Source organism: Streptomyces tubercidicus (genome assembly GCF_027497495.1).
In the GTDB taxonomy this organism is placed as follows: Bacteria; Actinomycetota; Actinomycetes; order Streptomycetales; family Streptomycetaceae; genus Streptomyces; species Streptomyces tubercidicus.
Window position 1 is genome coordinate 3,623,931 of record NZ_CP114205.1, and the last position, 21,843, is coordinate 3,645,773.

The window sequence follows — 21,843 nt, forward strand, 5'->3', positions numbered from 1 at the left end:
ACGTCCCATTCTGCCTGAGGGCCATCGCCGCGATGATGTCTCGCCATAAAGGAATTCATTGTCGCCCTGGTGGCTGCCGTGTTCGGACTGGCCGGCACCGTCGTCGGTGCAGCTCTGTCCGCGCGGGCTGCGAAGAAGGGAGCCGTCCTCAGTGCACAAGCCACCTTGCAGCAAGTTCGCGATCAAGCCACAGTCGATCAAGCCCACTGGCTTCGGCAACAACGGCTTCAGGCGTACGAAGGCTTTTTAGCGGCCTGGGACGAGTGCCTTCGCCTCATTGACTCCGTGGGTCTGCCGGGAGACTCCGAGACGTCGGAAAACAACCCACTGAAGGAAACTGCCGGTCGCCTTACAGAACGTGCTCGAAGGATCGACATTCTAGGACCGGCCGAGGTGGCGCAGACGGCGGAAGAGCTCGCCGACAGCATTCGGCGTGACGTGACCATAGCTACCAAGCTGGAGGAACTCACAGAGGCAACGCTTCCGACAGCGACCGAAAGCATGACCAACGAGACAGCGCCAGCGATGGCTGCCGCCAGGGAAGCCATGCAGGAGACCAGGAGGCAGATGCGAGAGCTCGTGGCGGAGACAAACGAAAGCGGTCGACCGCTCCATGAAGACCCACGGACGGCAGAGATATTCGAGAACTTCCAAAGAGCCCAGGACGTCGCTGATGCTGCAATCGCTCGCGCGCATGGGGACGGTGACAGGATTTCCGCCTTCCTTGACCAAGCAACTGTGATCGTCGATGAACTGAAGCGCAACCAGGAAGCCCGCGCGTGCACTCGCGAGCGCTTCACGACCGCCGCGAGGCACACACTCGCCTCTGCGAGTCCACCCACTTCATAGCGAAGGTCCGCAGAGTTGAGGCCGTGGCCGTCTCCCCCGAGTTGGTCCCGGTCCAACGCCGTTCCCTGCGGCTTGCACCCGGACGCCCGCCAGCGATCTGCTCTTGCAGCTCGTCGCCCCAAGAGCGCACCTGCGGCACTAGAGGCTGGCCAGTCGTCAACAGCTACGTGACGCTCGAACCAAGTAGCCTCCCGGCTGCCCGTTCCCGTACGGCGCTGTCTGTGCTCAGTGCGGCGTCGGCGAGCAGGTGGATGCGCCAGTACAGATGGAGTCGGCCTTCGGCCGCGGCGTCGGCCCGACTGGCGAGTGCAAGTACGGGTGTGGGGTCGTCGAGGTCGAGGCGTACGGCGAGGCGAGCAAGGTCGGACCGCTGGTCGCCGAAGATGGCCAGCTCCCAGTCGATGAGCAGACGGGAACCCGCGGGTTCCCGAAGGAGGTGGCCCGGCTGCAGATCGTGATGGAGCAGCACTGGCTGGATCGGGGTGTCGCTGGCGTCGACTTCCTGGTGGAGGCATCGGGCCACGGCGCGTAGGGCTGGGGCGGCTGCCGCATAGGTGCGCAAGCGGTCGTGGAGGTAGCCGGTCCAGCTGCGGTGTTGTTGGGCGCCGGCGAGGCGGCCGAAGTGCGTGCCGGGGATGCGGTGGATGGCGGCCAGCGGTTCGGCGAGGTCTGCCAGGAACCGGTCGATGGGCACAGGCTTCGCGTGTAGTGCGGCCTGTGCGGTCCATGGAGGGGTGCTGCTGCCGCTGGACGCGGCGAGCAGCTGTGGACATGGGGCACGGTGGCTGGTCAGGAGCCGGAGAGCGGCGGCTTCGTTGGCGGCACGGCTCGGGTCGCCGTAGTGCTTGAGGATGTACGGCGTGGGTCCTTCCACCGACCAGACGCGGTTGGTCTGGCCGGTGGTGATTTCGCGGGCGCTGGGTGGGACGCAGCCATCGATGCCGTCCATAGCGCTGTCAGGCGACATCGCCGAGGTAAGTGCCGGGGGGCTTGGGCGCCTCCGTGAGCGAGGCGATTGGCTGGCGGATGGCCTGTGGCAGCAGGTTGAGGGCAGGGACTTTGCCCAGCGGCACCCATTCCAGGCCGGTCTGCACCTCGTCCTGGGCGTGGCCGCCGAGCTGGCCGGGATCGCTGGTGGGGGTGCACAGGAAGATCGCTTCGATGCGATGGGTGTCGGCTTCGCTTTCGGGGTGGTCGTGGTTGGCGCCGATGTATTCACGGAGCCACAGCAGCCGCTCGACGGTGACGGTCAGGCCGGTTTCCTCGTCGACTTCGCGGGCGACGGCGTCGCTGAGACTCTCTCCAGGATGTTGGCCGCCTCCAGGGAGGAAGTAGCACTCCTGGTCCTCCCAGACGGCACGCATGAGGAGGACCAGGTCGTCGTGGAGGACGACGGCTTTGGCGGAGGTGCGAATTTCGGCGGTGGAGGGCTCGGTCATGGTTCTGGTCCAACTTCCTCTTGCGGATTGGATGGTGCTTCAGCGTTCAGTCTTACCGAAGGTCGTCGCGTGTCCGGTGATGCGACGGAAGATCATCCGCCAGGGGCCGGCGAGGCGGATGAACGGTTGGGCGGGGCTGCTTGCGATCAACCCTGCACGGCGGCCACGTGTGGGGCATGGAGCGGCAGCGACGCGGCAGGTCGGGGGAACGACCGCACCATGAAGGGCCGGGGCCAGCTTGATGAGTCGTGCTGTCAGGACGGGACCATGGAACAGGACTCCCGTGAGGGCAAGCGCGAAGCACAGCGGACCGGCCCACAATGCGGAGATGACCGCGGCGGCGATCAGCGGGGCGCCGGTGATCCAGGCGATCTCGTCGGCCCATTCCCGGAGCACCAGGAGCGCCTTGCCGATGCGGGTGAGGGCGCTCGGCAAGTGAGCGACGGCCTTCGCATGGCGGTCCGGTCGGGCTGACGTGAGGAAGGCGAGGGCGTGGAGGTTGGTCAGGCCGCGTGGCTCGGTATAGGGCTCGTCCAGGACAGCGACGGTGGCGGGTGCGATGTCGGCACCGAGGAGGGAGAGACGGTGGCCGGTGCCGAGGTCCTCCATCGGTTCGGGGAATCCACCGAGGGTTCGCACGGTCGGTAAGTGGACGGTCATGCCACAGCCGACGCCGTAGATCATGGGCCGCAGCAGCGTCCTTACGAGGCACGGGACTTGGGTGGTGGTGAGCCAATGCGTCAGGCGGATGCGGGCGAGCTCGATACCGAGTGAGCGGCGGAGCTGGTAGAGCCATTCTCCCGCCAGGAACAGGCCAGTGGCGCAGGCTGGAAAGGGGCGGCGGCCGAGCAGTGGCAGGCGCTGCTGCTGGATCAGGGCCGGCGGCCGGCCGGTGAGCGCCCTGTGGCGAGTGGCCGTCTCGGCGAAGGCGGTCAGCGTACGGACGTCCGGGATGGCGTCGGCGTCGTAGACGCAGAGAAAGGTGTTGTCCGCGTCGTTCTCGTCGTGCCAGCCGAGGGGGCTGAGGATCTCGTCGAGGCGGTCGACGGCGTGGTTGAGCTGTCCGGCCTTGCGGCCGCCGGTGTCAGGTTGGTGCAGGTGCACCAGACGCAGCCCCACGGCTGGCTGGCCTACGGCCAGGGCGGCGACGGTTTCGCGGGTCGTGGGTTCTGCGTCGTACAACTCGGTGAGAAGGGGGAGGCGCCTCTCTTTAGGAGCAGCGTTGACCTCGTCAGCGACGTCGCCACAGCGGGCACGGGGAAATGTCCCGCGCAGTTGGGCCTCGGTGAGGCAGTTGGTGTCTGCCAGTTCCGGAAGGCGATCACGGTCGCGACGGCGGGCGTTCTCTTCTCGTTCGGTGGTGATGGCGACGACCACTGCACGTTCTCGTGGGTAGTCGAGGGCCGTGAAGGCGGCGATCGTCTCGGGGGCAAGGGTTTGCTCGCGGAGCATGGGCAGCAGGACCACCAGCCACGGCCGGTCCTCGTCGGTCGAGACGGGGTCTCGGCGTGCGTTGCCCAGCAGGCAACGGGCGCAGAGTTCGACTGCGACGAGTGCCCAGAGCCCGCGGGCCAGCAGGAGCACGAGCAGGACGGGAACGGCGTAGTGGAGCCACAGGTCGGCCAGCATCATCGTTCGTCCTCCAGCAGACGGTAGACGGAGCGAACTTGATCGGCGATGCGCGGCCAGGCGAAGAGCTCGGCGCGCTCCCGGGCCGCGGCACGTCGTGCAGCGTGGGCTGCGGTTCCGAGTTCGCCGATGAGGGTTTCGACGGCTTCGGCGGCGGCAGCTGCGTCACTGGGCGGTGTGAGCGAGGCGGCCGAGCCGTGGCCCGTGTAGTACGAGATGCCTCCGGTGTCGGTGGCGACTACCGGGGTTCCGCAGGCCAGGGCTTCCAGGAGGGCATTGTTGGCGGTCGCGTCCGTCAGGGGGAGGAAGACGGCCGTGGCCTGGCGGTAGAGCTGGGTGAGGGTGAGTTCGCTGATTCCTTCCAGCACGCGCACGGCCGGGTGCCAGGTGCGCTCGGCCTGGCGCGTGACGACAACCAGCTCGATGTCGTTGCCGTACCGTCGGTGGATCCGGTCGTGGGTCATGTCCAGGACGTCCCAATCGCGCAGCCACCAGCCCACGGTCAGGAGCATTGGCCGACAGCCGGTCTCTGGGCCCCCTGCCGGCGTGAAGACGGCGGTGTCGATGCCGTGCGGGATCAGGTGCACGCGCTCCTCGGACAGGTGGTTGGCAAAGAACGCCAGCTGGTCGGGGGCGAGGGCGATGATCTGGCTTGCGCGTGTGGCGAGCCGCCGCCAGTTCGTGGTCGGCATGAAGCCGGCCAGGCGGGCGGGCGGCTGGTGATAGGTGACGGCGGTGGGGCCCAGTCGGTGGCGGGAGAACCAGAACTGCTCGTCGCCGTAGAGGATGTGGGCGGGCCCGCGCCCGGCGAGGACGCGTGCATCCGTGGCGAAGTGCTCGGCCGGGTAGAACGGCAGAGGGCAGCGGCGGCGGAGCCAGTGATGGGTGGCAGTGGCGATCTTCTGGCCGGTGATCCCTCGTGGCGCGGTGATGCGCCTGGCTTCCGGCAGGTAATCAAGGAGCCGGTCGTAGCCCCCATGGTGACTGTGCCAGGGGACGCGGACGGCCGAGGCGATCACAGCGTGCGGCACGGTGCCACCGCCCTCGTAGCTGCGGGCAGCAGACGCATGTCTCGGAGCGTCGGCGCAACTGTGGTGGACCTGGTGAGGTGCAGGACGGGCAGCCCATGGGGCTTGTTGGGGCCGAGGTGGTGGTGCCAGCGACGGCGGTGCTGGCGGTGATGGGCCGGGCCCCAGAGGAGAATCGAGTCCCGGGCAACCAGATGCCGGAACGTCTCCTGGTTGCCGGCGAACAGCTCCTCGCCACGGGCAGCTCGCCGGAATGAGCGCTTGAGAAGCCGGGGCAGGCAGGTGCGCAAGGGGAGATCGAGCCAGATCGCCAGCTCGGCGTGGCCCAGCAGCATCTCGCCGACAGGCCCGCCGTAGTTGCCATCGGCGATCCAGGTCTCTGCGCTGAGCGCGTCCCTGGCCCGCTTCTGGAAGATCACGGTGTCGACGGGCGTCCAGCCCGCTCCCCAGAACAGGTTGTCGAGGTCCAGGTGAGGCAGTCCCATGTGTCCGGCAATCTCGGCAGCGAGGGTGGATTTCCCAGAGGCCACGGGACCTACAACGGCGATGCGTTTCGGTATCACGAGAGCCTCCTGGCAACGGTGTCGGCGAGGCGTTCCAGCAAGTGGGGAATGCGAACGCCGGCGGTGACCTTGAAAACCGGGACTTTCGCTACTAGGTCGTCCAGTACCTGACCGGCCTGAGCGCGCAGTCCCTCCACCGACCGGCTCTGACACGCGAACCACGGATGGAGCCAGTCCTCGTCATACGGGGTGCAGCACGCGGCGGCCAACTCGGCACGGGCGGTTTCGCCGTGCAGCCCCTGGATGCTGAGCGGGGTGTCATCGTCGCGAAGCCGTGGCAGAAGCACGAGGCGCAGTGGAGCGCCCTCGTGGACCTGGGCCGCGAAGGCGGCGGCGAAATCCCGCGGGGTGCAGCTCGCCTTCTGATCCGTACCGAACGTGCGAGGGAGCACCCGGTGCGGTGGCAGGGCCTCGCGCGGCGTCAGAGCGGACAGTGTGCCTCCCGCGATGCGGATGGACAGTGGGACACCGATGACGTCGGCCGCGTTCTGAGTGAGCATCGCGCGGTCGGAGGCCACCAGGTCCGCGCGGCGGTGGCAGGCGAGAGCGGCGAGCACGGTGGTCTTGCCGGCTGTGGTCGGTCCGGCGATGAGCACCCCGTTTCCGTCGATGGACGCCGCGGCGGCATGGAATGCGGTCCAGCCCCGGTCTTCGCCGCACCGCATCACGACTTCCCGGACGATGCGCAGCAGATAGCGCTCTCCGCGATGTGCATCAGGGTGGAGGACGATGTGCAGGCGCCCGGTGGAGTTGTGCGCATAGAGATGGTCCTGGCACAGGTGCGAGCGGGGATGAGGGCGCCACCAGTCCACGTCACCCACCCGCGACCGCAGGTACGGCTCGCCGCGGAACGGCTCGACGCACCGGCTTTGCAGCGTCTGAAGGCGGGCCGTCCGGTCTGCGAACAGCTCACGATTGTGGCGGATACGGATGCTGGTCAGCCGACCACAGGGTGGAGCCGGCGCGGCCTCGGGGACGAAGCTGTGCAGGTGAGTGCGCTGTTCGACGGCGAAGTCCTGGTCCACCTCGACATCGAAGACGTGTCCGGCGAAGGTGACCGACGTCGTCGTGGTGGTGGTCATGAGCGGCTCCCCGCGGGAACCGCGTCCTGGCTGCTGAGAAGCTCCTCGGTGGCCCCCGTGACCAGACGGCGTGCGATATCGACGCCCATCTTCACCGCGTGGTCCATGTTGCCGATCTCGTACCGCCAGGTACCGAACCGGCCGCGAGGGTAGATCGCTTGGCCTTCCAGCCACGGCACCGTCAACGCCAGCGCCTCGTCCCGGTCCAAAGTGGGGATCGGGTAGGCGTACGGGATCATCTCCACATGGGCTGTGGCCAGCTCGGCCAGCCCGGGGACCAGGCGATGTCGCCGCAGCGCAGCATCGGCGGCTTTCACCAGGGCACGCTGGTTGAGCCGAGTCCCGGGCATCACAGAGATCTCCGTCATCCATGAGCTGAAGGCGGTGGTGTCGGCGCCGGGGACGTTGGCAGGGGCGTACTTGCTGAAGTTGGTGGCGCGGTAGAACGGCACGTCGTCCTCCGGGAAGTAGAACCATGACCGCTCGTCCAGGGTGGGGGCTCGGTATCCGAGGCCGACCATGGCGACGGTGGTGTGCTTCAGCCGGCTGGCCGCCTCCCGTACGTCGGGTGGGCTCGTCGTCGTCATGGCGGCGAGTTGGTCCAGTGGCAGGGTGGCCACGACCTGGTCGTAAGGGACCGCCTCCCCGTTCTCCAGTCGCACGAGGCAGGCGCTCGGGTCGATCGACGTGGCTGGGGCTCGGGTGCGGACTCGGTTGCCCAGGCGGGCGCCCAGTCGTCGCCAGATCTCTCCAGTTCCCCCGATGGAGGGGAAAGCGAACGTGGAGTTCGGCCCCCACTTCGGTGCGGGGGCTTTGACGCCGTAGAAGGCCGCCAGGATCTCGTCGAGGTCGACCGGTGCCACTCGCTCCGCGACCCAGCTCGCGCTCATCTTCTCCGGCGAGGTCGCCCAGACCTTGGTGTTGTACGGGGCGAAGAAGCGCTCGACGAGGCCGCTTCCGTACTGGGCCTGGAGCCACGTCGCGAAGTCGGTGTCGGTCGGCAGGGTCTGTTCACGCTGCTGGCACGCGTGGGTCAGCGACCGCAGGCACGCTTCGGCGTCGGCCTGCGGCAAGCAGTGGAGGTGCTGCTGGAAGGGGTAGGGCACCCAACGGTCGCGGAATCGGATGTACGAGGACCGGTCGTGGTGCAACATTTCATGCGGGGCGAAGAGCTCGCCCAGGAGCCGGTCGAACTCTCCGAAGTGGGAGAAGACCACGTGGCCACCCAGGTCCCATGTGAAACCGGCGCGATCGACCACGGATGACGCCAGCCCTCCGACAGTGGGCGCCGCCTCCAGCAGGGTCCAGTTGCGGTGGCCGAGCCGGTCCAGTTCGCTCGCGCACGCCAGTCCGCAGGGGCCGGCACCGAGGATGACGATGCGGCCGGGTAAGGGATCTTGGGCTTTGGGCATGGATTCCTCTTTCCTGTAAAGGCGTTCGTGATCGGTGTGAACAGGTCGCATCCCCGTCAGATCTCGCCTTTGGGCGTGCGAGGGTTGGGAGGAGTGATCTTGAAGGTGATCCAGACGGTCTTGCCGATGCCGTGCTGCTCGTCCACGCCCCACCCATCGGACAGTTCGTCTACCAGGAGCAGGCCGCGACCCGAGGTGTCATCAAGGCGCGGATGCTTCCGATGCGGCCGGTCCGCATCCTGATCGTGAACCTCCAGCCGAACCACCGATCCGCTGATGGCTAGCCGTGCCCGAAATCCGAAGCTGGGCGGACCTGCATGTACGAGCGCGTTGGTAGCGACCTCTGACAGGCACAGACACACGTCATCGAGGCGGTCCCGGACTCCCCAAGACGACAGAGCCTCGACGGCGAACTTCCGTGCCTCACTCACGGACGAGCCGTGTGGAGAGAAGGTCCGCTCGCGCCGCAGGGGCGGGCCGCTGTCGCTCCAAATGGCCTCCGCGCTCCGAATCGCGGTACGGGGCTCTGCCTGTCGCCGCATCGCGCTGTCACCTGCTGCTGGCATTGCCGGAACACCACCTCGTCGCTCGCGTTCAGGGCGGGCATCGAGCCTGACGTCCAAGCGGCACGCCTCACCACGACATGAGTGCCGACGTCTGATTCGGGCTTGGCGAAGTGGACGACATGGGTACCGTCACGTTGCCGCCGTCTCCACCGTCATCTCCTCGCACACGGCAGCTCGCACTCCCGTATGCGGCATTGCAGGGCTACCGTCGAACCGACGAGCCGACCGGAACCCATCGGGGGATTGATGGCTCAAAGGCCCACTCTTCTGCGGACATTGATCACCAGGCGCCACTGGCAGGTATTCGAGACCTTCAAGCTTCACTTCGAGCGCACGGCCAACGAACTCGCCGAACAGGACCGTGATCCGACGCTTGTCGGCCTGACGGTGTCCAAGCGGCAGTTTGAGCGGTGGTACGGGGGCGAGGTGAAGACCCGCCCCTACCCGGCCTTGTGCCGGGTACTGGAGGCAATGTTCCGATACCCCGTCGACGTCCTGCTCGGTCCAGCGAGCGAGGGCGTTGGCGCAGTCGATGCCGCTCCCCAGCTTCGGCTCGTCATGCCGAAACCGTCGCCGTCGCCCTCGCTCGAACCCAGCGAAGGGGGCAGCGGCTTCGACGGCATCGAGTTCACCAGCAGACCCGTTCCAGGCGACAACGCCGGCCGGGACACGTTAGAGAGGCAGGTCGCCATGGCAGCTCGCCGTGCATTCCGCTTCAGCGCGATGGCAGAAGGCAGCAACGTAGGTCCCGAGACCCTGGACGAGCTCCACCAGGAGGTACGTCGTCTAGCCGCCGCCTACCCGCAGCTGCCGCTGGCCCCACTCCTCGGCGACCTCGTCGAAGTCCAGGACCTCTCCTTCCGCTTCCTCGAACACGGCCATGTCCGCCCCGGCCAGGCCCGCGAGTTGTACCTGCTCTCCGCCATCACCTCCGGCATGCTCGCCAAGGCCAGCCACGACCTCGGCGACCCGCGATCGGCCATGACACAGGCCCGCACCGCCTACGTATGCGCGGACAACGCCGACCACCACGCCATGCGCGCCTGGGTCCGCGGCCTGCAATCCCTGATCGCCTACTGGGACGGCCGACACCAGGAAGCCTCCAAATACGCTGCCCTCGGCATCTCGCAAGTGGCAGGCGTAACCGGCACCAGCGCCGTATGGCTGTCTTGCTTGCAAGCCCGTGCCGGAGCCGCGCTCGGCGATGTGGCAGCCATACGGGAATCCCTCACAGAAGCCGAACGGGCCCGCGATGCGGCGTCCCCCGACGACCTGGACGAGTTCGGCGGCATCATGACCTTCCCGGTACCACGCCAGCTCTACTACGCCGCCGACGCCACCGCCTGGCTGCCGAACGCCCCCGAGGCGGAGCATCAGGCTGAAGCGGCCGTCGCCGCCTACCGCCAAGCAGAACCCGAAGACTGGGCATTCGGTGACCAGGCCGGCGCCCACACCGACCTTGCCCTCGCCCGCATCCACGCCGGAAGCCTCGACGGTGTCGACGAGGCCATGCGGCCCGTTCTCGACCTGTCCGCCGATCAGCGCATCAACGGCATCGTTGCCTCGGTGCGGCAGGTCCACACCGCGCTTCGGGATCCCCGGTGGCTCACCGCACCCGAGGCTCGCACGACACGGGAGGAAATCGAGGCGTTCACCGCGGCCCCTGTCGCCGCCCTGCCCAGGTAACACCGCCCGCGAGTAGGGTCCCAACCATGCACCCGGTCGACATCGCAGGCCCCCGGCTCCAGTTGCGCGAACTCACCAGCGACGACGTGGACGCCGTACACGCCATCTACGGCGACGCCGAGGCCACCCGCCACCTGAGCTTCGAACCCCGAACCCATGAACAGGTCGGGGAGATCGTCGCCCGCTCCATCGCCTCCTCCGGCGAGCAACCCCGCACCGAATACGCCCTCGGTGTGGTCCGCCAGGAGGAAAGGGACCTGGTGGGCTTCGCCCGCCTGGCGCTCGACCCGCACGCCCAGAAAGCCGCCACCATCGGCTTTGCCCTGCACCCCCACACATGGGGCGCGGGCCTGGGCACCGAAACCATTCACCTCATGTGCGCCCTCGGCTTCAACCACCTTGGCCTGCACCGCATCTGGGCCGCCCGCGCACCGCTGAACTCTGCCTCCGCCAGGACCCTGCTACGCGCCGGCATGACGGAGGAAGGCCGCATTCGGGAGCACGTGTTCGCACGAGGAGCCTGGAGGGACTCGATCACGTACTCGGTTCTGGATCATGAATGGCGGGAGTCAGACGGATCCGCGACGGCCAACGGATGACTCCCGCCACACAGTGACCAATCGCAGAGCGCCCACCAGCCATGACCGCGGCATGCGGTCATGGCCGGTGCATCAGCACTGCATTCGGTCCGCCCCCTACCCGGTCAGATCCACGGAGGCGCTCGGCCTCATCCCTTAAACCAGGGCATGGGCTCGGGGCGGCGGTACCACCATCATGCCTTCTGTGCCGAACCCCCAAGTTGGGCAGCGATATCTCGAGTCGCGCAGCGGGTTCTTGAAGTTGCCCAAGCCATCCAGCTTCATCTTGCCGAAGGCGTTCTTGAAGCCACCGGCGTCGCCGACAGCCTTCGCTGCGAGGCCCGCGGTGCTTGACCGCGAAGCGGTTACGCTCGTCGCAGGTTGCGGCGAAGACCACGACGCCTCCGATCCGGGCACGTGCCCGGGTCGGAGGCGCGTTGCTGCACCCGCTAGATCCACGGGTTGCGCTCGTAGCCCGGTTCCTCATCGGGGAAGTCGTCCGGGAAGACCTCGCTCACGATGTCACCCCGGAGGATCCGCAGCAGATAGCTCTCCACCGGACCTTCGTACAGGTCGTACTCCCTGCCACGGCCGATGATGGTGAGGACGGCCCACTGCTCGGGGTCCTCGTGCGGGATCAGGAAGCACATGTCCGCGTTGTCCGTGCCGCCCCAGCAGATCAGCTGCGAGGGTTTCACACCCCGCTCTGCCAGCAGTTCCCGGATCGTGTCCCGCGTCACCTCCATGGTGTGCCGCGCCGTGACCGTGTTCGCCACCAGGTCGGCGTACTCGTTCTCGGCACCTGCCCGATACACACGCAGAAAGTCATCGAACTTCGCGCCGCCAAATGCTTCGAGAAACGATTTGAACGCAGGCGGAAAGGCTGTGCTCAGGGCCTCCTCAGCGGCCTTCCAGTCATTGATGACCGGTCCCGCTTCACCAGTTGCGCGAAACGATGCCAAGAGTTCGAGATCAGTCATGGCCGCCTACTTGTTGATGATGGTCTGGTCGATGTGCAGGCCAGGACCAATGGCCCTGACGTGCACGCCCGCAGGAATTATGTCGCCTGGATTTCGGTAGGCAGGTGCCGCTGAATACTCCACGCTCCCGCGCTGCTTCACGGTTTCATAGATTTGCTCTTCGAGCTTTTCCATCACCTCGTTGTTCGCCGTCTTGTGCATGATCACGATGTTGGCCTCAGAGCGGCCGTCTCCCCCGAGTGATCGGGCCAGGAGGTGTCCACGCGTGTGACCAGCCGGTTCGCCTCCCCAGCCCGGGGGCTGCATCCGCCGGGATGCCTTGGTGCCGGTGTCGAGCATGTCTTGCGTGATCCTCGTTTCGACGCCGGTGGCTCGGCCCATGCTGTCCAGCGGCTTGGCATACGGCGGAATTGGCTTTTGAGGTGCCCGGCCTCCCCCTCCACCGCGCTCGGCGCTGCGCATCAGCGGCTGGCCGGTCGGACCGACAGGCCCCTCGCCGGCCATCGCAAAGCGCGGGCCCCCCAAGTTGGGCAGCGATATCTCGAAGTCGCGCAGCGGGTTCTTGAAGTTGCCCAAGCCATCCAGCTTCATCTTGCCGAAGGCGTTCTTGAAGCCACCGGCGTCGCCGACAGCCTTCGCCGCGCGGCCTGCGCCGCCCAGGGCGCCCCCCAGCAAGACCCCGCTGACTCCGGCGTCCTTGATCTCAGCCAGGTTGATGCCTTTCTGGTCGCCGAGGAGGTTGCGGCCGCCCTGGGCGACGACCACGTCGACGGTGATGGCTTCGATGCCGCCGATGGCGGCGGTGGCGAGGACCGTTCCGGCGATCTCGGTGACGGTGGCGGAGACGGCGATGCCCGCCGTACTGGCTGCGGCGACGATCGCCTCGCTGGCACCGGCCGCCGCGGCTCCGCTGATGCCGCCTGTGAAGACGGCCAGCGCGGCTCCCGCGACCAGGACCGCGCCGGCGATCTCCAGCTCGTGCTCGATCTTCTTTTTGGCCTCGGCTACCTGGTCGGCGTATTTGTCGAGGGCCTTGGCCATGTCGCGGGCGGCGGTGGCCACGTCGTCGAGGTAGCCCTTGCCGCCGCCGTGGTACTTGCGCCAGAACTCCCCGAACGCCTCGATCGACTTGCCCTTGTTGTTATCGATGACGTCCTGGGCCTTCTTGTGGCAGGCGGCCGTACAGTCCTCGACGTCGTCGGCGAAGGTGCGCCAAGCCCGGGCGGCCTCCCGGAGTTCGTCCTCGTCGCCCTCCGGCCACCACATGCCGGTCAGGTCCTGGACGACCTCCTTGGCCTTGTCGGCAGCGCCCATCACTTACCACCCTCAAAGCCGGACTTGGCCGAGTGGTCAGCGTCTTCGTGGTTGGCGGCCATGTCGTTCATGGCCTTGGTGATGCTGGACAGGCCCTTGGCCAGGGCCCCGGCTGCCTTCGCGATCTGCGCCCGATGCGGGGCGTAGACGTGCTCGAACTTCTTGCCCTGCTCGTCACCACCCCAGGGCTCCCCCAGCCCGTCGAGCGCATGGCGAAGCTTGGCCGTCGCCCGTTCCAGGGCAACAGACTCCCGGTGGAACGTTGGAGCGGCGGACTTGAGTTGGTCGGTGTCTACGTCGAAGCCGTCGCCAGCCATGCTGTGCCTCCCCCTTGGCCGTGTACTCGTAACTCATCGCGAGCCGCCAACGATGCGTCGGCTCACAGATAGCGACCCTCGCATACGGCACTGACAACCGCCCTGGTGGGAGCGCATTTCAGCCACGGCACGACGCTGCCCGGCCAGTGGGCCCAGGGCAAGACCACAGCCCCTACCGCCTCGATCCCAGCAGGGAGCGATTCGCCTAGCGCACGTCCAACCGCTCGCTGCACGACCGCAGCTCCACTGCGGTCGTGCAGCGGCGTGTTGGGCAGCTAGCGACGCGGGCGGCGCTGCTTCACGGCTGGTGCTGTAGTTGCGGCCTTTGGCTGGGCGAAGTCAGGCCCGATGGGCGAGTGCGGGGCTGCGGTGGTGGTGCGGAGGCGGGCTGCTACGGCGCGACGGTTGGGGATGGGATTGCGCCCCGTGTGCTGGATGCGAGTGATCAGGACTCGGGCGGGTTGGCGAGCGGTGGCCAGTTCGCGCTGGGCGGCTGCTTCCTTGAGGAGTTGGTGGGGTTTGTGACCGCGGGCTTGGGCGTCGGCGAGGACGGTGGCGAGGGCCGGCCAGCCGGTGTCGGTGAGGATCCGCGCGGCGTGGTCGGGGATGGCGGCTCGTACGTCGCTGGCCAGGGTGCGGCGGGTCTCCTCCTTCGGCTGGCGTTGCACGAGGTCTGTGAGTTCCGGGGTGAGAGCGCGGTCGGCGGCGGTCCGAAGGTGCTGGAGGGCTTGGCGGGCGGCGTCGGCTTGGTGGGCGTGGCCCTTGGCCTCATGCCAGCGTCCCGCGACGATTGCGGCCCAGACGAGGGCTGCGACCAGGGCGGCGAGGGCGCTGCCGTCGGGGCCGGTGGCGGTGTGGGCGATGTCGCGTGCCGCGTTGCGCAGAGTGTGGGCGGCTCGGTCTTCTGCCCGGATCTGGGAGCGCTGGGCGCGTGCGAACGCCTTCGCGGCCGCTTGGAGTTCAGCGCGCAGGTCGGCAGGTGCCTTCTGGGCGGTGGCTTCGATCAGTTCACCGAGGGCGGTGATGTGTGCCTGGGCTCGTGCGTCGTCGGCGAGGTCGGTGTGGAGACTGTCGAGGGCGTCAGTTGCGCGGTGCCAGGGGGTGCTGGGCTGGGCGCGGCGGGCGGTGGGGTGCTCCTCGGGCTGGCTGGATTCGAGGCGGGCCTTGATCTTGGGAAGGGAGAGGTCGGGGGCGATCTTTCCGCCGGGGTGGAAGATCTGTTCGTCGTCCTTGTTGAGATCGCCGGGGCGTCCGACGGCGTAGCCGAGGAGGTCGCCGGACGGTCCCCGCTTGGCCTTGACTCGGATGCCCTCGGCTTCGAGGTAAGCGAGGAGTTCCTCGGCGCTTGTGGCGTGGGGGATAGCGGCGCGGATGCGGTCCTGGAGCCACTCCTTGCTGGTCTGTTCCCAGCCGAGGCGCTGGGCCTTGTGCATCTCGGCCTGGGTGGGACGTCGGGTGCCGGTGCGATCGCCCTTCTTCAGCCGGCGCAGACCGTAGTCCTTCTCGATCTCGCGGCATGCGTCGGCGACGCGCATGCCGCTGTCGTGGAGTTTGGGGCGTCGGCCGTCTTCGCGGACGGTGGTGGCGAGGATGTGGATGTGGTCGTCGGCGTGACGTACGGCGATCCAACGGCAGGCCAGGTCATCACCGGCAGGGGCGATGCCGGCCGCGGCGACGACGCGCTGGGCGATCTCGCTCCATTCGGTATCGGAGAGGTAGCGGTCTTCGGGTGCGGCGCGGACGGGGCAGTGCCAGACGTGGTCGGTGACGGGCTTGCCGAACTCGCTGTTGCGCAGGCGGACGGGCTCGTCGAGGTGGCGGGCGAGTTCGGTGAGGGTGGCCGTCTCGTCGCGGCCGGGGTCGGGCATGCCGAGCATCGCGAAGCCGGCCACGATGTGCGGATCGAAATGTTCGTCGTGGGATCCCCGGCCGTAGAGGTAGGCCAGCAGGCCGCGGGTGTTGGCGCCGGGCACCTTGATGGCGGCGATCATGCGGCGAGATCCTCCACCGTGTCGGCGGGCTGGCGCAGGGCCTCGGCGATCAGTTCCAGCAGGTGGTGGAGTTCGTCGAGGCGCTCGCGGATGTCGGGTGGGGTGAAGTCGCTGTTGAGGGCGCGGGCGACCTGGTTGACGTTGACGCCGATGCGGTTGAGCTGACGCAGGACCTGGGCGCGGAACATGTGCGTGCGGCGGCGGTCCTCGGACAGGGGCAGGTTGGCAGTGAACCGGCCGGCGATGAAGGCCAGGACGACGTCGGCGGCGAAGCCGGATTCCCCCTTGTAGCCGTGCTCGGCGGCAGTCTCCTGAAGGCAGGCGTGCTCGTCGTCGGTGAACCGCAGCGGGCCGACGCGGACGGTGCGCTTGTTGCCGCTGAAGCGACGGATCGTGGGCTGGGCGTTCTTCACGGAGGGCTCGCCGGTGGCGCTCTCGGCGGCACGGGCGGGGCGGAGGGTCTCGCGTTGGATGGCGTGGAGCGTGTCCGGGTCGGGGCCACCCTCGGCCCCGACCCCTTGGCCCGGCGTCCCCTGGCGCTGGGCCGTCTCCGCCACCCCTGGGGCGGAGATCCCCGAAGGCCGGCCTTGAGTCGGACTCGGGGTACTACTGGCTCCGCCAGGGGCAATCCATCCGAATGCCCGCCGCAAAAGGCCCATCGCTCCAGGGGACTTCGTCAGCAGCCGTGGCTCGTTGTGAGTGGCCTCGGCGTGGTGTGGGTCGTGCGTCATGGGTGGCTCTCCGGAAGGTGCGAGTGGGGCAGGCGGGCTGACGAGGAAGGGCAGGCAGAGTCCAGGCGGTCCACGGCCCCCTCCACAGGTGTGGATGACCAAGCGGTGAGGGGGCGGTGACCGGTGGCGGGGTGACCGGAAGGGTTCCGGTCACCCCATGGGGCGAGCGGTCAGTCCCTATCGGGACCGGTGCCGGAAGCGGCTTCGAGCTCGCGTCTAAGGACTTCCATCACCTCGGTCAGCCGTTCCCCGCTGACCGTCAGTCCCTTGGCCCGTATGGCCTTTTGGACAATGTCTCGGGTGGCTTTGCCCTGCTCTGCAGCGGCGATCCGACCGATCTCCACGAGTTCGTCGACCGTGGCCCCAGCTGGGCGGCCCCCACGTGGCTTGCTGTCCGATTCCCGGAGCTGAGGTTCCGACGACCGGGCGGAACTGCCAACCGGTGGCTCAGTGGCACGGACAGCAGCATTGGTCGCTGACTCCGGCCCCTCATCCAACGCCGGTCCCATTCGGCCGATCGGCCGGTCGACCAGCTGGTGGATCTGCCGCATCAGGACGCCGAAGGCCAGCAGCGCGGCGGTCGGGGGTACGGCAGCGACCACATAGTCGAGCAGGGGCTTCGCTCCGGGCCCGCCGGCCCCGCTGACCCCGGCTACGTTCAGCGCGATGGAACCGATCGATCCGGTGGCCGTGAGGGCGATGGCCCACCCATCGGTGAGCCGCCGCAGGCCCGCGCGGAGCATCAGCAACTCCCCCGCGACGATGAACGCATCCAACGTCGCGGGCCAGGCCCATTGGCGTACGGGGGAACTCTTGAGCCCGTGCTGCCCAGCGACCTCGGCAAGGTGCGCGTAGGAGAGCCAGAACCCACCGGCAGTCAGGGCGACGATGACGGTTCCCGCCGCGACGAGCGCATACTGCTCGGCGGTCTGTTTGGTCATCACCTGCTGCCCTCCTGGCCTAAAAGCGCGGCTCCCACCGGTGTCCTGATCGGTGTGGTCGGCGAGTGGTGCGAGGGTGGTCAAGCGGGGTTCTCCTGTGGTGGTGGCGTGGTCCGTCTTGGCCGTCTTGGCCGTTGAAACCGCAGGTCAGGGTGAGTACGGCACAGGTGCTGGCGTTCCGTCTCGGCGGCGGTGCCGACGTATTGCGGCACCGCCGCCCTCGGGTTGGAGCGTGGGGGTGGCAGTGGACGGGGCGGATCCGTCTTCCGTCTTGGCCGAAGCTCCTGTGACCTGCGGCGATACGGCAGGGACGCCTAGGACGGCACAAGACGGAGGTGGGAGACGTCCTGGCGGTCAGCGCGCCGTTGGTCATCGCGTTGCCGTCTTGAGCCTGGCTGCCGTCTTACCGACATGCCGTTTGACCTGCGGGATCACGGCAGGGACGGCAAGGACGGCAACCGGAGGGGCGGGGCTCAGCCCGAGCTGGGCGTGGGACCGGCGTCGACCGGGTGCACGGTGGGGCAGTAGCGCCGCCACGCGTCGAGGAACTTGTTGCGCATGTAGCCCTTGAGCTGCCTTCCGTCGGCCATGCGCACGTTGCCGGGCCGAATGTCGAAGTCGCGCAGCATCCTGCTGAGCTCTCGGGCCGTTAGGCCGTCACGTCCCCGCTCCGCCCACGGGGCTTCGGCGTCTTGGCGCAGGTGGTGGAGGAGGTCCCCTGTGGACAGGCTGTCCACCTCACGCTGGGCGAAGAAGACCCGGCGGATGTCGGCGAGGATTCGTGCACCACTGGGGTGGTCCTCCTCGGCCGCCACTTCGGCATTGACCATCCGCACGCAGGCGACCCGCGCCAGCCGGGGCCAGCGACCGCCTGCCAGATCGGCGACGATCACCAGGGGCTCCCACGTGTCTGCGGCGCGGTCTTCGACCGGCATGTCCGGCTCCAGGTTCGCGGCCTCCTCCAGCAGCGGCCTGGCCCACGCGTGGATGCGGTCGCGTATCTCGTGCAGGGCGGGGATGTCGCGGCGGGAGCGGAAGGGCCGGACCTTCTCGCCCTCGGCCCGGCGCCGCATGCGGATCACCACTGAACGGTCCATGACCGTGTCAGGCAGGTCACCGATTCCCGCGATGGCCGCCATGGCGAAGGTGGCGAACTTGTGCGGGGTGTGGTCGTTGCCGACGACTCGGGTGACGTACCGGCCGCGCTGATGACCGGCGTTGAGCAGGCCACGCGTCTCCTCGTTCTTCTCCGCCACCTTCGGGCCGAAGATGGTGTCGGCCTCGTCCACCAGCAGCGTCGGCGGCTCCTCCTCGCTGATCGAGCGGAAGATGGCCGCCGGTGTGGTGTTGATGGTCAGCATCGGCTCGTGGACCGTCTCGGTCAGCACGTCCAGCAGCCGCGACTTGCCGCAGCGCTTCGCCGGGCCCACCACCGCCAGGCGCGGGGCGTGCTGCCACGCGGGCTGGAGATGCGTCGCCGCCACCCACAGAGTGATCGCGTCCAGCGCCTCCGACGAGGGCGGGATCACGATCTGGGCTACCTGGGAGCGCAGTTCGTCCAGCAGATTCGAACCAGCTGTCGGCTCCGCGTCGGGTAGATCCTCCAGCTCGCTCGCGGCATCCGCCTCGTCTACGCTGCGTTCGACCGCACCCCCGCTCGGGTCTGCCTCGGCGCTGTCGGCCTGCACTGCGCGCATATGGGCGCCGGGCTGGCCGGGGATGGCCGTGGCGGGCCAGCCCGCTCGGGCGGGGGCGGAATAGGACTCGGGGTTCTCGGGTTGCACTGGGCGGCTCCTCGTCTGGCGGTGTCGGGCTTGCACGCCCCTGTCGCCGGGTCGGTTCTCATGGGATTGCTGGGGAGCCTTGGGGCCTCCGGCGTTGCACCGCCGGAGGCTCTCCCCCTTCTCGCGGGCGTCTCGGTACCGCGAGCGACCACGGACAGTACGTCCACGCCGCGCCGCAGTCCAGGGATTCTGTGTCAGCTCAGCGCAGAAGCGCCTGCTACGCATCAAATGCTTCACGCAGCCAGCCCCAGCAGGGCCAACAAGTCCGCGGTCACCACCCGATAGGCGTTCCCGAGCCGGAGCACCTTGCAGGGGTACTGACCACGCTTGGCGAGCTCGTACCCCTTACTCCGCCCGAGCCCCAGCGCCCGGTTGCCTGTCTCCAGGTCAACGGCGGCAGGGAGCACCAGAAGCTCCTCCCGGCTCATCCCCTTCGCTCGGCCGGCCTCTTCGCTCTCGCGCATGCGCGCTCCATCCACGACTGAGCCCTCGGCGAACGCGACCATCGCGCCCGTCTCCAGGTCACGAAATCAACGTTAGGCGAGCTAATGTGTCTGCATGACACAACGCCGTAGCGACCATGGATACGAGAAGGCCGACGACGAGGACGACGTCCTTGAGTGGGTGGACCAGGTCATGGCCACCGTGGCCGGCGAGGTCCGCAGACGACGGAAGGAACTGGGTTGGAGCGCACAGGACTTGGCCGACAAGTGCGAGGAGATCGGCCACCCGATCCCCCGCAACGTGATCGCCAATATGGAGTCCGGACGCCGCTCCAACCTGCCCCTGGTCGACGTCATGGTCCTGGCCCAGGCTCTGAACACCCCACCCATCTGCCTCATCTACCCCGTCGGCTACGTCGACGACGTCCAGCGGCTCCCGCTCCAGGACTCCACCTCCCCACTGGACGCACTGCGGTGGTTCACCGGGGAGGAGACCGATCTCGGCGCGGACGACGACATGCTCCGCTACTTCCGGGCCCACCACGCAGCCCAGGAGCGACTGCGAAGCGCGCGCCGTGACGAGGAGCACGCGCGCTACCACGCCCAGACCGCCCCGAACGCCGACCGCAAGGCCGAGGCCCTCCGCTCCCAGGCCCGTGCCGCCGAGACGGCCGATAACGCCGAAAACCGCCTGCGCAGAGTTCGCGCCTTCATCGAGGAAGAGGGCGTCACGCCTCCACTCCTGTGGCCCGACCTTGCCGCCGCAATCGATTCACCCGGGAGCGATCCCGACACCACCGAGGAGAATGATCTTTGAAGGGCTCCACCTATCGCCGCTGCTCCTGCCGCGACCCGAAGACCGGCAAGGAACTCGGCAGCTCCTGCCCCAAGCGCAACAGCAGGAACCACTGCACCTACTCCATACGCCAGGAGCTCTCACCCCGTGAGGACGGCAGCCGACGCTCGTTCGCCCGTGGCGGGTACAGCAGCCTCAAGTCGGCCCAGGCCGACCTCGACCACGTCCGCGCTCTCCTCGGGCTGGCCGAGTCGGACGACCCCGAGGGCACAGAACTCATCGCCGAGATGCTGGCGGAGGTCAGCCGCGAGCGGTCGCCTCTGCCTGACGTCGAGGAGACGAGGCGGCGCCTGAACGCCGGCCAGGACCTCATCGGCAGCCTGACAGTGAGCGAATGGCTCGACCGGTGGCTGGCCGGTAAGCGCATACGCAAGTCCGGCCTCAACCGCTACGAGACCGACATCCGCGTGCACTTGAAGCCGCGCATCGGAAACCGGCGGCTGGACCGGCTGCGCGTCAGCCACCTCAGCGAGATGTTCACGGACATCCGCGACGCCAACGCCCGGATCCTGGAGGACAACGCCCAGCGGCGAGCCGCGATCGACGAGCTGGCGACCGTACCGTGGAAGGGCGTGGAGAACCGTGCTCGTCGCAAGGCGATGAAGGCCGCAATCGACGAGATGCCGTGCTTCCGTCGCATCACCGGCCCCGCCACGCGTCAGCACGTCAAGGCCACTCTTCGCGCGGCCCTGAACGACGCGATCGGGCAGCAGATCATCACGTTCAACCCGGCCGCCTACGTCGAGATCGACCCCGCACGCAAGCCCAAGGCGCTCGTGTGGACGGACGAGCGGGTTGCCAAGTGGGAGCAGACGGGCGAGAAGCCGTCGCCGGTGATGGTCTGGACGCCCCAGCAGACCGGCGCCTTCCTCGACTTCGTCGCCGAGGACCGCCTGTACGCGATGTGGCACCTGATCGCCTTCCGCGGCCTGCGCCGTGGCGAGGCATGCGGGCAACCATGGTCGGAGACGAACCTCGACACCCACTCCCTCACCGTCTCCTCCCAACTCGTGCAGGACGGATGGGAGATCGAGGCATCCGGTCCCAAGACGGACAGCGGCTATCGCGTGGTCGCACTCGACGACGACACCATCGATGTCCTCAAGCGACACCGCGAGCGGCAGGAAGCGGACCGCGCGGAGTGGGGCTCAGCCTGGGTCGAGACGGGCCACGTCTTCACTCAGGAAGACGGCTCCTGGCTCCACCCGGGCAAGGTGACCGACCTCTTCGAGCGCCTCGTCGCCGCCTCCGGCCTCCCGCCGATCCGGCTGCACGACCTGCGCCACGGCGCAGCAACGCTCATGCTGGCCGCCGACATCGACATCAAGATCGTGTCGGACACCCTCGGGCACAGTGACACCCGCATCACGCGGGACATCTACCAGAGCGTCCTGCCCCAGGTCGGCAAGAGCGCCGCCGAGGCGACGGCGAAGCTGGTCCCGCTTCAGCGCAAGACCGAGGCGGAGAAGGCGGCCCGCAAGGCCGCGAAGAAGGAGAAGGCCAAGAAGGCCGCGGCGAAGAACGCCGGCAAGGGCAAGGGCGGCAAACCGAAGAACAAGGCGAAAGCCCAGCCCAAGGCCGACAAGAAAGCCAAGCTTCGGAAGCCCAAGAAGTAGGTCTCTGAGCGCCTCCGCTCACGCATCGCTCACGCAAG

General features: G+C 68.0%; 21 protein-coding genes. 5 read left to right on the forward strand and 16 right to left on the reverse strand.

Annotated features, from left to right (window positions below):
- Positions 1–69: 69 nt before the first annotated feature.
- On the forward strand, positions 70–849 hold the full coding sequence (locus tag STRTU_RS15635) for a hypothetical protein (RefSeq protein WP_159744086.1): 780 nt from the start codon (positions 70–72) through the stop codon (positions 847–849).
- Between the two features lie 163 nt (positions 850–1,012).
- Here the strand turns inward: STRTU_RS15635 and STRTU_RS15640 are convergent, their stop codons facing one another.
- The 8 genes from STRTU_RS15640 to STRTU_RS15675 all read right to left on the reverse strand — a co-directional run bounded on the left by STRTU_RS15640 (position 1,013) and on the right by STRTU_RS15675 (position 8,568).
- Positions 1,013–1,798 (reverse strand): phosphotransferase family protein, encoded by a 786-nt coding sequence (locus tag STRTU_RS15640; RefSeq protein WP_159744087.1) that lies wholly within the window; start codon positions 1,796–1,798, stop codon positions 1,013–1,015.
- Between the two features lie 7 nt (positions 1,799–1,805).
- Positions 1,806–2,288 carry an NUDIX domain-containing protein gene (locus STRTU_RS15645; protein ID WP_159744088.1) on the reverse strand — a complete coding sequence of 161 codons (483 nt, stop codon included), beginning with the start codon at positions 2,286–2,288 and terminating at the stop codon, positions 1,806–1,808.
- 39 nt (positions 2,289–2,327) lie between these two features.
- Complete coding sequence (locus STRTU_RS15650) at positions 2,328–3,920, reverse strand: hypothetical protein (protein WP_159744089.1); 1,593 nt, start codon at positions 3,918–3,920, stop codon at positions 2,328–2,330.
- Positions 3,917–4,948 (reverse strand): glycosyltransferase, encoded by a 1,032-nt coding sequence (locus STRTU_RS15655; RefSeq protein WP_159744090.1) that lies wholly within the window; start codon positions 4,946–4,948, stop codon positions 3,917–3,919. Before STRTU_RS15655 ends, STRTU_RS15650 begins: the two co-directional genes overlap by 4 nt.
- On the reverse strand, positions 4,933–5,430 hold the full coding sequence (locus tag STRTU_RS15660; protein WP_159744091.1) for a P-loop NTPase family protein: 498 nt from the start codon (positions 5,428–5,430) through the stop codon (positions 4,933–4,935). The genes STRTU_RS15655 and STRTU_RS15660 overlap by 16 nt, the downstream gene beginning before the upstream one ends.
- A 74-nt stretch (positions 5,431–5,504) precedes the next feature.
- On the reverse strand, positions 5,505–6,590 hold the full coding sequence (locus STRTU_RS15665) for a hypothetical protein (RefSeq protein ID WP_159744092.1): 1,086 nt from the start codon (positions 6,588–6,590) through the stop codon (positions 5,505–5,507).
- On the reverse strand, positions 6,587–8,002 hold the full coding sequence (locus STRTU_RS15670) for a protoporphyrinogen/coproporphyrinogen oxidase (protein ID WP_159744093.1): 1,416 nt from the start codon (positions 8,000–8,002) through the stop codon (positions 6,587–6,589). Before STRTU_RS15670 ends, STRTU_RS15665 begins: the two co-directional genes overlap by 4 nt.
- 56 nt (positions 8,003–8,058) lie before the next feature.
- Positions 8,059–8,568, reverse strand: coding sequence for an ATP-binding protein (locus STRTU_RS15675; protein ID WP_308789377.1), 510 nt, complete (start codon positions 8,566–8,568; stop codon positions 8,059–8,061).
- A 276-nt stretch (positions 8,569–8,844) separates the two neighbouring features.
- On the opposite strand from STRTU_RS15675, the gene STRTU_RS15680 reads away from it, so the two are divergent.
- Together STRTU_RS15680 and STRTU_RS15685 are read left to right on the forward strand one after the other, a co-directional pair.
- Complete coding sequence (locus tag STRTU_RS15680; protein WP_218039305.1) at positions 8,845–10,254, forward strand: NsdA family TPR-like regulatory protein; 1,410 nt, start codon at positions 8,845–8,847, stop codon at positions 10,252–10,254.
- 26 nt (positions 10,255–10,280) lie between these two features.
- A complete protein-coding gene (locus STRTU_RS15685; protein ID WP_129294783.1) occupies positions 10,281–10,853 on the forward strand; it encodes a GNAT family N-acetyltransferase in 573 nt (190 codons plus the stop codon).
- Between the two features lie 428 nt (positions 10,854–11,281).
- On the opposite strand, the gene STRTU_RS15690 is transcribed toward STRTU_RS15685, so the two are convergent.
- The 8 genes from STRTU_RS15690 to STRTU_RS15725 form a co-directional block, all read right to left on the reverse strand.
- On the reverse strand, positions 11,282–11,812 hold the full coding sequence (locus STRTU_RS15690) for an SMI1/KNR4 family protein (RefSeq protein ID WP_159744094.1): 531 nt from the start codon (positions 11,810–11,812) through the stop codon (positions 11,282–11,284).
- A 6-nt stretch (positions 11,813–11,818) separates the two neighbouring features.
- A complete protein-coding gene (locus tag STRTU_RS15695) occupies positions 11,819–13,126 on the reverse strand; it encodes a WXG100-like domain-containing protein (RefSeq protein WP_159744095.1) in 1,308 nt (435 codons plus the stop codon).
- Entirely contained in the window at positions 13,126–13,443 is a 318-nt protein-coding gene (locus STRTU_RS15700; protein ID WP_129294786.1) for a WXG100 family type VII secretion target, read from the reverse strand. The genes STRTU_RS15695 and STRTU_RS15700 overlap by 1 nt, the downstream gene beginning before the upstream one ends.
- A 275-nt stretch (positions 13,444–13,718) precedes the next feature.
- Positions 13,719–15,434 carry a relaxase/mobilization nuclease domain-containing protein gene (locus STRTU_RS15705; RefSeq protein ID WP_159744096.1) on the reverse strand — a complete coding sequence of 572 codons (1,716 nt, stop codon included), beginning with the start codon at positions 15,432–15,434 and terminating at the stop codon, positions 13,719–13,721.
- Positions 15,431–15,991 carry a plasmid mobilization relaxosome protein MobC gene (mobC, locus tag STRTU_RS15710; protein WP_159744097.1) on the reverse strand — a complete coding sequence of 187 codons (561 nt, stop codon included), beginning with the start codon at positions 15,989–15,991 and terminating at the stop codon, positions 15,431–15,433. The genes STRTU_RS15705 and mobC overlap by 4 nt, the downstream gene beginning before the upstream one ends.
- Positions 15,992–16,335: 344 nt before the next feature.
- Positions 16,336–17,106 (reverse strand): DUF2637 domain-containing protein, encoded by a 771-nt coding sequence (locus tag STRTU_RS15715; RefSeq protein WP_159744098.1) that lies wholly within the window; start codon positions 17,104–17,106, stop codon positions 16,336–16,338.
- A gap of 473 nt (positions 17,107–17,579) precedes the next feature.
- On the reverse strand, positions 17,580–18,890 hold the full coding sequence (locus STRTU_RS15720; protein ID WP_159744099.1) for a DUF3631 domain-containing protein: 1,311 nt from the start codon (positions 18,888–18,890) through the stop codon (positions 17,580–17,582).
- A 233-nt stretch (positions 18,891–19,123) separates the two neighbouring features.
- Complete coding sequence (locus STRTU_RS15725) at positions 19,124–19,354, reverse strand: hypothetical protein (RefSeq protein WP_055582252.1); 231 nt, start codon at positions 19,352–19,354, stop codon at positions 19,124–19,126.
- Between the two features lie 94 nt (positions 19,355–19,448).
- Here STRTU_RS15725 and STRTU_RS15730 point away from each other — a divergent pair, with 94 nt between their 5' ends.
- Positions 19,449–20,150 carry a helix-turn-helix domain-containing protein gene (locus tag STRTU_RS15730; RefSeq protein WP_159744100.1) on the forward strand — a complete coding sequence of 234 codons (702 nt, stop codon included), beginning with the start codon at positions 19,449–19,451 and terminating at the stop codon, positions 20,148–20,150.
- Positions 20,147–21,805 carry a tyrosine-type recombinase/integrase gene (locus STRTU_RS15735; protein ID WP_159744101.1) on the forward strand — a complete coding sequence of 553 codons (1,659 nt, stop codon included), beginning with the start codon at positions 20,147–20,149 and terminating at the stop codon, positions 21,803–21,805. The genes STRTU_RS15730 and STRTU_RS15735 overlap by 4 nt, the downstream gene beginning before the upstream one ends.
- Positions 21,806–21,843: the final 38 nt, after the last annotated feature.

Bases quoted from the DNA above. Each gene is read 5' to 3' on its own strand.
- STRTU_RS15640 (WP_159744087.1), bottom strand. From the start codon at position 1,798: ATGGACGGCATCGATGGCTGCGTCCCACCCAGCGCCCGCGAAATCACC.
- STRTU_RS15645 (WP_159744088.1), bottom strand. From the start codon at position 2,288: ATGACCGAGCCCTCCACCGCCGAAATTCGCACCTCCGCCAAAGCCGTC.
- STRTU_RS15650 (WP_159744089.1), bottom strand. From the start codon at position 3,920: ATGATGCTGGCCGACCTGTGGCTCCACTACGCCGTTCCCGTCCTGCTC.
- STRTU_RS15660 (WP_159744091.1), bottom strand. From the start codon at position 5,430: ATGGGACTGCCTCACCTGGACCTCGACAACCTGTTCTGGGGAGCGGGC.
- STRTU_RS15665 (WP_159744092.1), bottom strand. From the start codon at position 6,590: ATGACCACCACCACGACGACGTCGGTCACCTTCGCCGGACACGTCTTC.
- STRTU_RS15670 (WP_159744093.1), bottom strand. From the start codon at position 8,002: ATGCCCAAAGCCCAAGATCCCTTACCCGGCCGCATCGTCATCCTCGGT.
- STRTU_RS15675 (WP_308789377.1), bottom strand. From the start codon at position 8,568: ATGCCAGCAGCAGGTGACAGCGCGATGCGGCGACAGGCAGAGCCCCGT.
- STRTU_RS15685 (WP_129294783.1), top strand. From the start codon at position 10,281: ATGCACCCGGTCGACATCGCAGGCCCCCGGCTCCAGTTGCGCGAACTC.
- STRTU_RS15690 (WP_159744094.1), bottom strand. From the start codon at position 11,812: ATGACTGATCTCGAACTCTTGGCATCGTTTCGCGCAACTGGTGAAGCG.
- STRTU_RS15695 (WP_159744095.1), bottom strand. From the start codon at position 13,126: ATGGGCGCTGCCGACAAGGCCAAGGAGGTCGTCCAGGACCTGACCGGC.
- STRTU_RS15700 (WP_129294786.1), bottom strand. From the start codon at position 13,443: ATGGCTGGCGACGGCTTCGACGTAGACACCGACCAACTCAAGTCCGCC.
- STRTU_RS15705 (WP_159744096.1), bottom strand. From the start codon at position 15,434: ATGATCGCCGCCATCAAGGTGCCCGGCGCCAACACCCGCGGCCTGCTG.
- STRTU_RS15715 (WP_159744098.1), bottom strand. From the start codon at position 17,106: ATGACCAAACAGACCGCCGAGCAGTATGCGCTCGTCGCGGCGGGAACC.
- STRTU_RS15725 (WP_055582252.1), bottom strand. From the start codon at position 19,354: ATGCGCGAGAGCGAAGAGGCCGGCCGAGCGAAGGGGATGAGCCGGGAG.
- STRTU_RS15730 (WP_159744100.1), top strand. From the start codon at position 19,449: ATGACACAACGCCGTAGCGACCATGGATACGAGAAGGCCGACGACGAG.